This is a genomic window from Anabaena sp. UHCC 0204 (assembly GCF_009711975.1).
Classification (GTDB): Bacteria; Cyanobacteriota; Cyanobacteriia; order Cyanobacteriales; family Nostocaceae; genus Dolichospermum.
This window is the reverse complement of the sequence record NZ_VIKW01000003.1, coordinates 211,499-225,565: the sequence shown is the minus strand read 5'-3', so window position 1 is coordinate 225,565 and position 14,067 is coordinate 211,499. Positions and strand designations below refer to the sequence as shown.

Genomic DNA, 14,067 nt, shown 5'->3' with positions numbered 1-14,067 from the left:
CCTATGTTAAATATTCCCAAAAACCTCCTTAATTTAACCCAAACCCCCCACAGCGGCTATCATTGGGACGGTAGCAGTCGTCGCTTCTTTGAAGGTTGGTATTACCGCGTCACACTGCCCGAAATTGGTCAAACTATCGCCTTCATGTACTCCATCGAAGATCCAAGCGGTAATCAACCCTACAGCGGTGGTGCAGCCCAAATCCTGGGCATAAATGATGAATACCTCTGTCGCACCTTTCCTGATGTCCACAAATTTTGGGCAAGTAGGGATAACTTAGCATTAGGACATTGGGGAAAAACTAACTTACAAGTATCTCCCCTGTATCTCCTCCCCAATGAATTTTCCCACCATATTCAAGAAGGTTATCAAGCTACAGCCACCTTAAATCAAGGTATAATTACTGATCCTGCTACTGGTAATTATTGCCGTTGGGAGTACGAAATTCAACCCGTATACGCATGGGGAAATCAAAATAGCCTCCAGCAATCAACCGCAGGTTGGCTATCATTTTCGCAGATATTTGAACCCGGTTGGCAAATTTTAATGGCTCACGGTTTAGCCAGTGGTTGGATAGATTGGCATGGTAAAATTTATGAGTTTACAAACGCCCCAGCATACTCAGAAAAAAATTGGGGTGGTGCATTTCCGCAAAAATGGTTTTGGCTAAATTGCAATTCTTTTATTAATCAACCCGACTTAGCTTTAACAGCCGGCGGTGGCAGACGTGGTGTATTATGGTGGATGGAATCCGTCGCGATGATTGGTATCCACCACCAAGGCAAATTTTATGAATTTGTTCCGTGGAACTCAGAAGTAAAATGGCAAATTCAGCCTTGGGGTAGATGGCAAATGCAAGCCAAAAACCTAAATTATGAAGTTGAACTGACAGGAACTACTCATTTACCAGGAACACCACTCCGCGCACCAACAACCGATGGTTTAACTTTTTGTTGTCGAGATACAATGCAAGGGGAACTAAATTTAGAATTACGAGAAATTAATGGTGGTAAATCTCAAGTTATCCTCAATGCAAGTAGTAATCTTTGCGGTTTAGAAATCGGTGGTGATAATTGGGATAATTACTGGCAGTCTCACTAAAAATACTGCTATGATAATATTTGGTTCATCTTTGGGGTTGTAGCTCAGTTGGATAGAGCGAGCGCCTCCTAAGCGCTAGGCCGTGCGTTCGATCCGCACCGATCCCGTTTATACCCATAATTTAGTCATAGTAGGGGCGAAGCATTCGGGTGATTAATTATCGGTTTTTTACCAAGTTTATTTTCCGAATGCTTCGCCCTGACACCGAATGCTGATGCTTGCAATTATCGTCAGAGATACGCCCGTATAAGAGACAAGAAGAAGGAGTTAGTTATTAAACGTTGTCAATTATCAATTGTCAATTGTCAATTAATTTGACTACAACCATTCAATGATTTTGGCATTTTCTGGTAACTGCGCCTCTCTTTGTCCTTCCGAACGCGCTTTTGCAGTGAATAAACCAATGGGAGTATTTAATAAATCTATCAATTTAGCTTTACCAATAATATTTTTAATAGTTTCTCTTGGTACTTCTTTCAAGAACCAACGCAGTAGACAATAACCATATTCTTTTGTGTTCATTTCCTTCATTAACTCAACACCATGTAATTCATGTAAATAACGGTTAGAACGTCCATAACGTCGCCATTGACTGGCTAATTCTTTCATGGAGATGCGGTGACGGTGTTGAACAATAGCGTTGGGAGCAAATTCTAATTTACCAAGGTTAGCTTTAAGAATTCGCCAGCAAATATCTGCATCTCCTCCTGTGGAAAGATAGGGACGAAATAAACCTGAAGTGTGGAAAATGTGACGACGAATTGCCAAATTTGCGGTTTGTCCATAGGGACAAAATTTATGAGTAAGGGTATGTTTTTGAGATAATGTTTCTTGTTTATCTGCAAATTTTTCTAATAAACTTGTCCCTGGTAAAGCCACAATTTCACCAGCAACAATGACTACTTCAGAACTTATAAACGGTTGAATTAATGTCTTTAACCATTGGGGTTGGGGACGACAATCAGCATCAGTAAAAGCAATGATTTCACCTCCAGCAGCTTTAATACCTGTGTTGCGGGCTGCGTAAGAACTTTGAATGTTATTTTCACTTAAAGGGTGAATAGCAATTGGGGACTTTTCCGCGGTTGTTTGCAGAATGGTCAGGGTGCGATCGCTGCTATTATTATCTATTAATAAATACTCTACTTGATCTTGGGGATAAGTTTGCGAAAATAGACAATTCAGTAATTCTGGCAAATCTGCTTCACCATTATATATGGGAATAACCACCGTTACCTTTGGTGTAAATGGGTAATCGGTGGTTATATCAACTGGCTGGGAATTGAGCATCTCAGATGAAGTGGTAAGAAAATAAGTAATAACTGAAAATTGAATTTAATCCCACCCCAAAGGATGGAATTAAAACTCTGTCGGTTAAGCTAAAATTTCAAGTCTTCAGCGCGGACACTAATAGACTGAGAATCTGGATTTGTGACTGGTTGTGCTAATTTGCCATGAGAAAGAGCAGCAATAGCGCGAAGATATTGGGGATCACTATTTGTACCAATCAAATTTGGATTAGAAGCCAATTGGCGCTCTTGATTTTGTGTCAAGTCTAATTTAATATCGGGTACAATCCCTTTTTTGTTGATATCTGTACCATTAGGTGTGTAGTAATGAGCAATGGTAACAGCTAAACCCGAACCATCTGCTAATTTATGAACTGACTGTACTAAAGCTTTACCAAAGGTTTGACTACCAACAACCACAGCCCGTTTATTGTCTTTGAGTGCGCCGGTCAGAATTTCACTAGCACTAGCAGAATTACCATCAACTAAAACTGCTAAAGGGAGATTAGTTATAGCTGTACGATTAGCTTTTTTATCGTCGTTGAATCCTTTACGGTCTACGGTTTTCACGATATTACCGTCGTTTAGCCACATTCTAGCAATTTCTATACTCGCATCCAACAAACCACCAGGATTACCTCGTAAGTCTAATACATAGGAATCCACTTTTTGAGCGTTTAATTTGCGAATGGCTACACGCATTTGATCAGCAGCGTGAGAGCTAAACTCTTGTAATCTAATATACCCAACTTTTCGACCAGCTTCTTCTTTCAGGGTATACCTAACTGTAGGAACTTCTATTGTTGCCCTTGTTAATTTTATACTAAATTTGTTACCTGGTCGTTCCAGATCCAAGTTTATAGAAGTACCTTCTTTGCCACGAATTAATCTTGAGGCTTCTTCCAGTGTCATTTTTAAGGCAGATTTACCATTAATTGCCAAAATTTCATCGCCTGGCTTGAGTCCGGCTTTGAGTGCTGGAGAATTTTCTATAGCTTCTATAATGGTAAGACGCTTGGTTTTTTCGTTCAATTCCATGCGAATACCAATCCCAGAGACTTCCCCAGAAGTTTGATCAGTCAAAGCTTCATATTGCTTGGGGTTCATAAATCGGGTGTAGGGATCATCTAGCTTCTGCAAAGCTTCGCGGATTGCTATATAGGCTTCATCTTGAGAGGTATAATCTTTACTTAATAAACTCTGTCTGATTGCTTGCCAATCTTGTTGATTAAATTTTCCATCAACATATTCACGATTTACAACCTGCCAAACTTCGTCAACTAATACTTTGGGACTATCTTGCAAAGCCGCATGAACGTAGCGTGTCCAACCTTGACTGAATACAGATAGAGTCGCAGTTGTGGCGATCGCTCCACCAATCAAAGCTGCTTGGAGGGGTGAGTAACGTTTCGCAGATTGGTTCATATATATATCAGATGAAATAGTTGTGTTTTTGACAGTTTATCCATCAGGAAATCCTGATCTCTTGTAGTTTTTCTATTCTAATCATCTCTACACTTGATCCATGTTTTAGCCTTTTGTGAATGATGAGTAGTATATTCTCTTTGGATGTTAACAAATATGGTTTGAGTTGATCACTTTTCTATATAACAACACAACCAAATGTATGAAAAAAGCATTAGTAACATTCGTAAATGCTTAATTATCCTTTCTAAGATACCACTTTCTTTTTTTTGTAGCTGTGATTTCTATCAATAGATAATTAAAGTTTTATTAGTTATTTATGAAACATAAATTAACCCTGAACTTATTAATTACTCGTCTGAGCAAATTTCATAAATTGTGGCGCTTGTTACAGAAATTATTGTGGGGTTTAAGACTACTCCTAATTAGTTGGCTGGTTTTTACTACTATAACCTTAGTTTCTGCTTCTTTAAAGCCAGTAGACGCGTTTTTTGTGTTGGGTGGTAGTATTCGTCGAGAAATTCATGTCGCTCAACTAGCTAAACAATCTCCCCACATCCCTATTTTAATTTCTAGTGGCTCTCAAGATCCTTGTATTTGGTTGATTTTTCAGCGTGAAGCCGCAGGTTTTCAACAGGTCAGTTTAGAAAATTGCGCTAATTCTACTTTTGATAATTTTTACTATGGAACACCTATTTTACGGAATTGGGGAATACATAAAGTAAAATTAATTACTTCTGGTACTCATTTTTTTCGAGCTAATTTAATGGCGCGGATTATCTTGGGTTCTCATGGGATTTGGGTAGAATCGGCAGTTGTCAAAGAAAAAGGCGTTCCTGCTAATCAGGAATATTGGTACAAAACTATTTTAGATGTTATTCGTAGTTTGATTTGGGCGATATTAAGTCAATTTATATATCCCCAATGTTCACATATTATTAAATTAGTAGATGTTGATATGTCTTTTTGGGAACAAAAGGGGTTTCGCTGTGAACATCAAGGGGGATTAAATAAATAAGCGATCGCACAAATATCTCTTTATCAATCTGAGAAACTGTGATTATGCTTCTTTCAGTGGTGGAGGCGATCGCTCTAAAACTTAGTTTAATGTCATAGTTATAATGTACTACAACTAGGACCTGTAATGACACCTCTAGCAACATCAGGACCTTTAGCCGCTACATCAATTATTCCCTCAGAATATCTTCTATCTAGTGTTACAGAAAATACTCCTTTTTTAAAGCTCTTGCCTGGTTGCCATTTAATCCCGCCAATTTTTGCATTGGGATCTAATCTCACAAACTCGGCTTTTGGAGTTGCACCGATAACTTTAACGCAACTTGGTAAACCTAATACCCAATTACTTAAATCCCTAGAACGTGGTAATTCTTCCATATAATAAGACCAAGTAGAAGTATTACCTCTGTAATTTACCCCTAAATAGTTAATACGGAAATCATTCATCAAAGTAATTGATTTATTATTTGTGGATGTGGCAACTGTTGTTCCTGTTGTTGAAGTGTTGGTCGTGTTGAAAGTGGAACTGTTAACAGTTTCTGTAAATGTCGTGTTTGTATAGCTAATATTAGTTAACTCACTAATACTACGAATTTCAGTAATATCTCTAGCATTCCAGATATTTTCAAATACTACTGTTTGATCCCTTTGGTTGGCTAAGTCATAACGAATTTGAGCTACAACTTTCAATTCTGTATTTGATAAATCAATATTACGTGATTGCAGTTGGTTAAATTCAATTATTTCCGGTTGTAAAATGAATTTTCCTGCTTGCTTTTCAATTAGTCTTGCGCCTGTATTGCTATAAACTTGTACCCACCTATTTTGTCTTTGGGCATATACAGTGTAAACTGCATTTGCATATCTAGTCACGGGTTTTTCGAGAATATCCATTTGGATAACTAAAGCCCTTTGACGCGAGTTATTTAACTTTCCACATTTCAGATATGTACTCCAATTGTTCTTCCGAAAATATTTGGTTGAACGATTTTTTTCTCTACGATATTCTCTGTGACGCTGGTTATTTCTTCTCTTCTTATCATCATCGTCATCGTTATAACGCTGGTTATTTCTTCTCTTTTTGTCGTCATCGTCGTCATCGTCATCATCGTCATCACGATTCCTATTTCTATCCTTATCTTTATCTTTATCCTTATTTTTTTTCGCAAGTAATAAATTTAATTCTTGCTTTTCCTGTAACTGAGGTGATGATGAGTTAGCTTCTTGTAGATTCTCTAATTGAGAAGTGACAGAAAAAACCTCAGAGGGAAAAGACACAGCAGCTAAAATAGACACACTGGTAAGGGTAAAAGTACCTTTACTCAAGAAAACTAACAAAGTTTTAAGCGACATAGAAATCCTTATGTATGTGAATTGACATTTGTACTGCTATATCAAGAAATACAGTACACAGAGTTTACGGAGTTTCTATTGAAACGACTGCCTATCACAGACATAAGTTCCTCAGTCTATTGCATGGCTAACTCTTCGAGAATCCTGTCTTTTTAGAACTAGGGAGTATTAACAATGGATAATTGTCAATTGGTTAATTTGGCTTGAAACCTCTTTTTTCCCTTACTTTCAAGCCTTTAGTACATAACGACGTAAGTAACCCAACCATTAAAAATTTGTATAAAGCTTTTTTTAATCTGCTTTTTAATTTTTAATTGTTAATTCCGCCCTGCGCTATAGTCTTTAGGGATGGGTAATTATCCATTGTCAATTGTTAAACAAGATGTTTAACTGAGGTCAGAAGAGTTAGATGTTGCTATATCCAATGTATTGACTACAAGATTCATTTGTGACAACTTCAACATATCCTGAGTCCAGCCGGGGTTAGCAAACTGGGGTAATATTTCTTGACTAAAGGCTTCTGCCGCTTTGGATCTATAGCGGTTAGGGTTCAATATTAACCAAAGTGTGCGCTTCACGACAACACCTTCAATAGGAGTACGGTGGAGAACACCCATTTGTAATTCTTTAGCGATCGCCGAAGTAGAGACAAAAGCAGCACCTAGTCCCGATTGGACAGCGTTTTTAATAGCTTCGATGGAATTTAGTTCCATTTCAAACTTAAACCGCCTCGTGTCAATATCACAACGAGCTAAAACCTGATCAATAACTTTGCGGATAGTTGATTGGGAGTCTAGCGCAATGAATTGTAGTTTATATAGGTCTTCTTTTTGGATTGTTTCTAATTTAGCAAAGGGATGGGAAGTCGGTAAAATCAGTGCTAATTCATCTTCAGCATAAGGAACAGTTTTTAAAGATTCCCCTAATTCAGCGGGAATTTCCCCACCAATTATCGCCAAATCAACCTGTCCATTGGACACACTCCAAGCCGTGCGTCTAGTAGAGTGGACGTGCAGTTGTACCGCTACATCTGGATATTTTTGTCGGAATAAGCCAATCATTTTTGGCAACAGATAAGTGCCAGTAGTTTGGGAAGCACCGACAATCAAAGTCCCACCTTGGAGATTTTGTAAATCCTCAATAGCGCGGCAGGTTTCCTGACATAAACTGAGGATTTTTTCCCCATAGTTGAGGAGTAGATGTCCCGCTTCAGTCAATTGAGCGCGACGGCCACCTCTATCGAATAGGGGGACATCCAGTTGCCGTTCCAGGTTTTGAACTTGCAAACTGACAGCAGGTTGGGAGACGTAAAGACTATCAGCAGCACGCTTGAAACTCCCTTCTTGGGCGATCGCTTTGAGAATCCGTAACTGATCTAAAGTAAAAGGAAGGTCAGACATAAGGCTTAACCTAGAAACGGGAACAGGAGCAAATTTAAAAATAAATCACGGTGAATAGCTTTCTGGCTAGGCATGATTTATGGCATTGTTAACATTTGAAGACTAAATCCAAAAAAGACATTATCATAACATCTTGACAAAAATTCTCCTATGTATAATCTGTTAAAAGTCAAGATGTTTACCAATAGTAGCTTCTTCCTCACAGAAATTTGAATTGAGTTTTATTTATGATGCCCAATCCTTGGTTTACCTCCAGTCATTTTGTCATGCTGGGGTTGCAATTAGCTTTTGTGATCGCCCATAGTGGAGGTGCGGCTGTGCGTCCTTGGGCAGAAAAATATATTGGACCGAGGCTTTATCGCATTGTCTTTGCATTAATCAGCCTCCCCTTGGCTGTGTTATTAATCGTTTACTTTTTTAATCATCGGTATGATGGCTGGCAACTTTGGCAAGTACAAGGTATACCGGGTGTGGGAACATTAGTGTGGGTACTATCAGCAATATCTTTTTTGTTTTTATATCCTGCTACCTTCAATCTACTAGAAATTGCGGCTATTCAAAAGCCCCAAGTTCATCTTTATGAAACAGGGATTATCCGTATTACCCGTCATCCCCAAATGGTAGGACAGGTTATTTGGTGTATAGCTCATACCCTGTGGTTAGGTACTAGCTTTACCCTTGTCACTTCCATGGGTTTGATACTACATCACTTATTTGGAGTATGGCATGGCGATCGCCGTTTAAGTCAACGCTATGGAGAAGCCTTTGCAGTCGTCAAACAGCGGACTTCTATTATCCCCTTTCAAGCAATTATTGATGGCCGTCAATCTCTCAATTGGCAAGAATTTCTATGTCCTGCTTATGTAGGCGTTATCATTTTCACTGGTTTGTTATGGTGGTCTCACCCCTTGTTATTAGTGGCAACAAGTAGGATAATATGGTAGTTTAGTGTGATCCCCATGATCTACAAAAAATATAAATTTAACAAAATTTTGTGCTGATCACTTGCTACCAAAACAATGTACGATAAACTTAAACATCTATCATTAGACTGTTTTTCACCGGGATTAGGAAAAAAATTTGTTCATTAAACTCTGGCGAAATCTACACCCGTAAACAAAAAGTAGCCTTCTACCTTGGTGAAAACGGGAAACAAAAATCAATCAGGATCTGAACATTGAAAACAGCCACCGTGAATGTCGCGCTGGCTTTTTTGTCAGCAGGAAAACATACTGACTTTAATTTTGGTACTCAGTAATTGGTAATTTGTCAATTACTCCTGCTGACAGCTAATTTTGATATAAAAACCTTATAACTCAAGAGGCGTCATGGTGTTGTCGGTTAGTGAACAAACATTTATTCAAGAAGTTTTAGAATCTCCAGTTCCCGTTTTAGTTAATTTTGAAGCGCCCTGGTGCGGACTATGCCGAATTATTCACCCGCTTTTACTAAAATTTCAGACCCAATGTGGTAATGAAATCAAGTTAGTGGGAGTCAACGCTGATCAAAATTTCAAGTTGTCCACTACTTATAGACTCAAATCACTACCGACTTTACTATTAATTGAAAAAGGTATAGTCAAACAACGTTTAGAAGGGTTTCGTAGTAAAGAAGATTTACGTCTAGCCTTAGAAGCAATTAAACTCAATTATACGAGTTACGAAAAAATTGATATAGCAGAAGTCAGGAATCAAGAGTCAGGAGTTAGGAGGTAAGAGCAGGGGAGCAGGGGAGCAGGGGAGCAGGGGAGCAGAGGGGCAGGGATGCGAAAGAATTTTGCCACTGACAACGGACAACTGACAACTGACAACTGACCAAATCTAAAACCATGCTTAATACCCCACCCAAAGGGTATCGGGTGGGGTATTTTATCCTCAAGGGTGTGTGTCACAATTATTAACAGTTCTGAATGATTTCAGTTAACTGGAGGTTGAAGTGCGAAAATTCAAGTTAACTAGAAGGTACTGGGCGATCAGAAGCAGTGGAGGTTAGTAAATAATTCCTAGTCTCTAATTCCCAGATCCAAAACCTCACCCAATTGAATTTTCATTTTTTAACCTTCTCATTTCTTAGTACAGAATTCTAAAAGTAGGCGTTAGTGATGGAAGTAATCTATCAGTATGCCTGGCTGATTCCAGTATTACCTCTCTTGGGAGCAATGCTAGTCGGTCTAGGGCTAATCTCGATCAATCAGGTGACAAACCGCCTGCGACAGTTGAATGCTGTGGTAATTATCTCCCTAATGGGAGCAGCTATGGGGCTGTCGTTAGCTTTGCTGTGGAGTCAATTTCAAGGCCATGCGCCTTATCTTTGGACGATAGAATGGGCAGCAGCAGGCAATTTTCACCTGACGATGGGCTACACTATTGACCACCTGACAGCCCTAATGCTGGTGATTGTAACAACAGTAGCCGTTTTGGTGATGATTTACACCGATGGCTACATGGCGCATGACCCAGGTTACGTGCGGTTTTACGCCTATCTCAGCTTATTTGGCTCTTCCATGTTGGGTCTAGTGGTCAGCCCCAACCTAGTACAAGTTTACATTTTCTGGGAACTGGTAGGGATGTGTTCCTACCTCCTAGTGGGCTTTTGGTACGATCGCAAAGCCGCAGCAGATGCCTGTCAAAAGGCATTTGTCACCAACCGGGTGGGTGACTTCGGTTTACTATTGGGGATTTTGGGGCTGTTCTGGGCGACAGGCAGCTTTGATTTCATGATTATGGGCGATCGCCTCTCCAACCTAGTAGAAACCGGTTCTATTAGCAATTTCCTCGCCATTGTCTTAGCGATTCTTGTCTTCCTGGGACCTGTGGCTAAATCTGCCCAATTCCCCCTCCATGTCTGGCTACCAGACGCAATGGAAGGTCCTACCCCCATTTCCGCCCTGATCCATGCGGCAACAATGGTGGCGGCGGGTGTATTCCTAATCGCCCGGATGTACCCAGTCTTTGAAAATATCCCAGCAGCAATGAACGTAATTGCTTATACTGGGGCATTTACCGCGTTTTTGGGGGCAACTATCGCCATTACCCAAAACGACATCAAGAAGGGTTTGGCTTATTCCACCATTTCCCAACTTGGTTACATGGTGATGGCTATGGGTGTGGGTGCTTACAGCGCCGGTTTATTCCACCTGATGACCCACGCTTATTTTAAAGCGATGCTTTTCTTGGGTTCTGGTTCGGTAATTCATGGCATGGAAGCAGTTGTTGGTCATGACCCTGTATTAGCGCAGGATATGCGTTTAATGGGCGGACTGCGGAAATATATGCCCGTGACAAGTTTCACCTTTTTGATTGGTTGCTTGGCGATCGCGGGGATTCCTCCCTTTGCTGGTTTCTGGTCAAAAGATGAAATTCTCGGTGCGGCTTTTGCTGCTAACCCCTTCCTGTGGTTTATTGGTTGGGTGACAGCAGGGATTACAGCTTTTTATATGTTTAGAATGTATTTCTCAACATTTGAAGGTAAATTCCGGGGTAATGATGAGAAAATCAAAACCCAACTCAAAAATGCTGCGGCTGCTTTAGCTGAGAAATCAGGGACAGCAGAACTAGTACCTAATTTTGGTCCTGGGGCGATGAAAAAAGGTGAATTGGAAAGTCATTCCCATGACTCCCACAGCCATGAGCCTCATGAGTCTCCTTGGACGATGAGTTTACCGTTGGTGGTATTGGCTATTCCTTCAATGTTGATTGGTTTGGTGGGGACTCCCTACGCCAATTATTTTGAGCAGTTTATCTTTCCTCCTAGCGAAACTTTAGCGGAAGTTATGGAAAAGGCTGCGGAGTTTGACCCCCATGAGTTTTACGTGATGGCGGGTAGTTCTGTGGCGGTTTCTGTAATTGGGATTACTTTGGCTGTGTTGATGTATTTGGCTCGCAAAATTGATCCGAGTGCGATCGCTAAAAACATCCAACCGCTATACGATCTATCTTTGAACAAGTGGTACTTTGATGACATTTATCATCGTGTCTTTGTTCTCGGTTTGCGTCGTGTGGCTAGACAAGTGATGGAAGTTGATTTCCGTGTTGTTGATGGTGCTGTCAATCTCACGGGGTTCTTTACTCTTGTCAGTGGTGAAGGTTTGAAATACCTAGAAAGCGGTCGGGTTCAATTCTATGCCTTGATCGTTTTTGGGGCTGTTTTGGGCTTGGTGATTGTTTTTGGTGTTACCTGATTTTAATGGGGCGGTTTGTCCGCCCCTGGATAAGGTTTCGCGCAAAGTCGCTAAGGAGCAAAGTTAATGAACCACGAAGGAGCGAAGGAAGCGAAGGAAGAGACAAAGAGAAATTTGGGTTGGGGTTGAAAAGAGGGTGCTAAAATTATTTACGATAAAGCCCAATTTCTAAACTTATCCATTTGATTATTTTTTACGGCTTCTAAGGCAATATTTGCATCAATTACCATTTCTCGAAAATAAAATTCCAAAGGCATAATTTCATCATCGTTAGAAGTCTGATAAATTTTATATTCAATAGCATATAACAAGGAGTGACAATATTCTCGGCTACGTTTTGCATAATAATCTAAGAGCTTACTTTTGGTACTACTAGAATGAACAAGCATATTACGAATACGATAAATGTTATAAACATCATCTTTGAGTTCAATAATTTTTTCAATTAAGTATTTTTCACAATCATCATTGTTATAAAAGATTTTATTTAATTCATTTAATCCTGGAAATACTTTGTTTTTAGTATCTAGTTGTCTTTTTATTTCGGGAAGTTTTTCTATAAACTTAGCTAAAAAATCTATTGTATCTTTATGAGCAGATAGATATTCTCGTAATTCATTATTTATAGACTTTCCTATTTCCAATTCATCAAATGAAAAAGGTGAAACAAAAATAAGTGCAGCTTGTCTTACTTGATGAAATAAATGAAATTTTAATTCACTCAATACAAGGAGTAATTGCACTGTTCTAATACCATCACCCTCAAGCCATAAATCTATAGTTTCTTTAAAAGTCTTATTTTTTGATAGTTTATCAGATATTTTAGGAAGTCGTTTAGAAAGTATTTTAGAATCTTCAGAAAATTTTTCTACAGCAAACCATGAATTTAATATTTCTTGAGGACTTTGTGAAGTTTCAGTTGCTTGTCTGTACCAGTCAGTAGAAGATAACCATTTTGCTATAGTTGGATGACATCTATTTTCAGAAGATATCCACTGACCAACTCTTTGTAGATTATTTTGTTCGTCAATAGATTTAGGTGTAATAGTTTGTGTCCTATCCATCCTTGGAAATTTCAAGCTAAAACCTCGAATTTCTCCTTCTGGAGTATTACAAATAATCCAGTCCTTTGATAAAATGATGGCTTGCTCTTTCCTTTCTCGATGTGAAAGGACAGCTATAGTTCTTTCAGCCATTTGTTGAGCTTTAATTCTCATAAATTTACTATCCACACCTCTCATATTAACTGCAACACAGTAATTAGAATTACTTTCTAGACTTAGAGGGTCTTTAATATATGTTCCATCTATTTTAGGACGGTAAAATTCAACATTACCTATCTTAATTTTTTGTTTAAAATCTACACCTTTTATGCTGAAAATAACTTTATATGCTTTAGGTTCTAGACAATAAATTTTTTGTAAAAAACTCACCCTTTGTTTAACAGTTAAATTCTCATAATAATTTATAATTTCTTCCCTATATTCATCAATATATTTTGTATCTCTTGATGGTGATCCAAATACCATTGGATACAAAATATCTTTATCAGAGGAGGTTAATATCTCTTCAAATTTTTCAAATTGCTCATCTAATTGTGTTCTTAAATCAGACATCCCCTTGGTATTAAATAATATAATTATTGTATCTACAAGAAATTCTATGTGATTAGAATTTAATTTTTCTTCAATCAATTTTTCATATAAAATTTTAATAATTTCTCCAAAACTATCTTCTGATGTTAATTTATTTTCTATACGTTGAATTAATATTGGAATATCGTCTAATTCAAATTTGTGATTATCATCAGAAGATAAAGCTTCAGCAAGAAAATATAATTCTTGGTTGACTTCTTGCGTCCATTGTCTTTTGATTTTGTCTAATTCTTCAATCTGCTCTTTTTTAAAAATACAATAACTAGCAATTTGCATTTTAAAAAACTTTTTAGCATAAGCATTTTTAGAAACCCTATTTTTATTATTATCTATTTCTTCATGTAGATCGTTTAGAACAAATAATAAATGACGACTATAATCTCCTTTTATGTTGTTTTCAATAGCATCACATCTTTCTTTCCATATTTGTTTTAAAATTTCAATATTTTTGATGACGTATTCAGGTGCATCTGATAAAGTCCAATCCATAGTTTTAGTTAAGATGAAAATAGAGTACGGACAACATTCTACTACTTTATTTTGAAATAACAAAAATTGTTACAAAATATCATATTCCTTTGGTTCTGCAAGTTATTTTGGTTTTTAGTCTGTAGGGTGCGTTAGGAGCGCGAAAATATTATAAAATA

The 14,067-nt window shown here is 38.2% G+C and carries 10 protein-coding genes and 1 tRNA gene; 6 read left to right on the top strand and 5 right to left on the bottom strand.

The genetic code is table 11. The features are described 5' to 3' along the window. The first annotated feature begins 3 nt into the window (after positions 1 to 3). The gene (locus tag FJR04_RS03945; protein ID WP_168492005.1) at positions 4 to 1,101 is read left to right on the top strand and encodes a tocopherol cyclase family protein; all 1,098 of its coding nucleotides are present in this window, start codon (positions 4 to 6) and stop codon (positions 1,099 to 1,101) included. 33 nt (positions 1,102 to 1,134) lie between these two features. Then, positions 1,135 to 1,208, top strand: a tRNA-Arg gene (locus FJR04_RS03940). A 211-nt stretch (positions 1,209 to 1,419) separates the two neighbouring features. Here the strand turns inward: FJR04_RS03940 and FJR04_RS03935 are convergent. Then, positions 1,420 to 2,391, bottom strand: a complete 972-nt coding sequence (locus FJR04_RS03935; RefSeq protein ID WP_168492004.1) for a glycosyltransferase family 2 protein — start codon at positions 2,389 to 2,391, stop codon at positions 1,420 to 1,422. An 89-nt stretch (positions 2,392 to 2,480) separates the two neighbouring features. Beyond that, positions 2,481 to 3,815 (bottom strand): carboxyl-terminal processing protease CtpB, encoded by a 1,335-nt coding sequence (gene ctpB / locus FJR04_RS03930; protein WP_168492002.1) that lies wholly within the window; start codon positions 3,813 to 3,815, stop codon positions 2,481 to 2,483. Positions 3,816 to 4,134: 319 nt separating this feature from the next. On the opposite strand from ctpB, the gene FJR04_RS03925 reads away from it, so the two are divergent. Further along, on the top strand, positions 4,135 to 4,833 hold the full coding sequence (locus FJR04_RS03925; protein WP_168492001.1) for a YdcF family protein: 699 nt from the start codon (positions 4,135 to 4,137) through the stop codon (positions 4,831 to 4,833). 98 nt (positions 4,834 to 4,931) lie between these two features. On the opposite strand, the gene FJR04_RS03920 is transcribed toward FJR04_RS03925, so the two are convergent. Continuing rightward, positions 4,932 to 6,185, bottom strand: a complete 1,254-nt coding sequence (locus FJR04_RS03920; protein ID WP_168491999.1) for a hypothetical protein — start codon at positions 6,183 to 6,185, stop codon at positions 4,932 to 4,934. Positions 6,186 to 6,571: 386 nt separating this feature from the next. Next, positions 6,572 to 7,585, bottom strand: coding sequence for a LysR family transcriptional regulator (locus FJR04_RS03915; protein ID WP_168491997.1), 1,014 nt, complete (start codon positions 7,583 to 7,585; stop codon positions 6,572 to 6,574). Between the two features lie 227 nt (positions 7,586 to 7,812). Here FJR04_RS03915 and FJR04_RS03910 point away from each other — a divergent pair, with 227 nt between their 5' ends. The 3 genes from FJR04_RS03910 to FJR04_RS03900 all read left to right on the top strand — a co-directional run bounded on the left by FJR04_RS03910 (position 7,813) and on the right by FJR04_RS03900 (position 11,765). After that, entirely contained in the window at positions 7,813 to 8,529 is a 717-nt protein-coding gene (locus FJR04_RS03910) for an NnrU family protein (protein WP_174763497.1), read from the top strand. Positions 8,530 to 8,913: 384 nt separating this feature from the next. Beyond that, complete coding sequence (locus FJR04_RS03905) at positions 8,914 to 9,300, top strand: co-chaperone YbbN (RefSeq protein ID WP_168491996.1); 387 nt, start codon at positions 8,914 to 8,916, stop codon at positions 9,298 to 9,300. A 386-nt stretch (positions 9,301 to 9,686) separates the two neighbouring features. Next, on the top strand, positions 9,687 to 11,765 hold the full coding sequence (locus FJR04_RS03900) for an NAD(P)H-quinone oxidoreductase subunit 5 (RefSeq protein ID WP_168491995.1): 2,079 nt from the start codon (positions 9,687 to 9,689) through the stop codon (positions 11,763 to 11,765). Between the two features lie 149 nt (positions 11,766 to 11,914). On the opposite strand, the gene FJR04_RS03895 is transcribed toward FJR04_RS03900, so the two are convergent. Continuing rightward, positions 11,915 to 13,909, bottom strand: a complete 1,995-nt coding sequence (locus FJR04_RS03895; protein WP_168491993.1) for a hypothetical protein — start codon at positions 13,907 to 13,909, stop codon at positions 11,915 to 11,917. Positions 13,910 to 14,067 lie beyond the last annotated feature (158 nt).

Coding starts and splice junctions, on each gene's coding strand:
- FJR04_RS03910 (WP_174763497.1), top strand. CDS start 7,813: ATGATGCCCAATCCTTGGTTTACCTCCAGTCATTTTGTCATGCTGGGG.
- FJR04_RS03925 (WP_168492001.1), top strand. CDS start 4,135: ATGAAACATAAATTAACCCTGAACTTATTAATTACTCGTCTGAGCAAA.
- FJR04_RS03935 (WP_168492004.1), bottom strand. CDS start 2,391: ATGCTCAATTCCCAGCCAGTTGATATAACCACCGATTACCCATTTACA.
- FJR04_RS03900 (WP_168491995.1), top strand. CDS start 9,687: ATGGAAGTAATCTATCAGTATGCCTGGCTGATTCCAGTATTACCTCTC.
- FJR04_RS03945 (WP_168492005.1), top strand. CDS start 4: ATGTTAAATATTCCCAAAAACCTCCTTAATTTAACCCAAACCCCCCAC.
- FJR04_RS03920 (WP_168491999.1), bottom strand. CDS start 6,185: ATGTCGCTTAAAACTTTGTTAGTTTTCTTGAGTAAAGGTACTTTTACC.
- FJR04_RS03905 (WP_168491996.1), top strand. CDS start 8,914: ATGGTGTTGTCGGTTAGTGAACAAACATTTATTCAAGAAGTTTTAGAA.
- ctpB (WP_168492002.1), bottom strand. CDS start 3,815: ATGAACCAATCTGCGAAACGTTACTCACCCCTCCAAGCAGCTTTGATT.
- FJR04_RS03915 (WP_168491997.1), bottom strand. CDS start 7,585: ATGTCTGACCTTCCTTTTACTTTAGATCAGTTACGGATTCTCAAAGCG.
- FJR04_RS03895 (WP_168491993.1), bottom strand. CDS start 13,909: ATGGATTGGACTTTATCAGATGCACCTGAATACGTCATCAAAAATATT.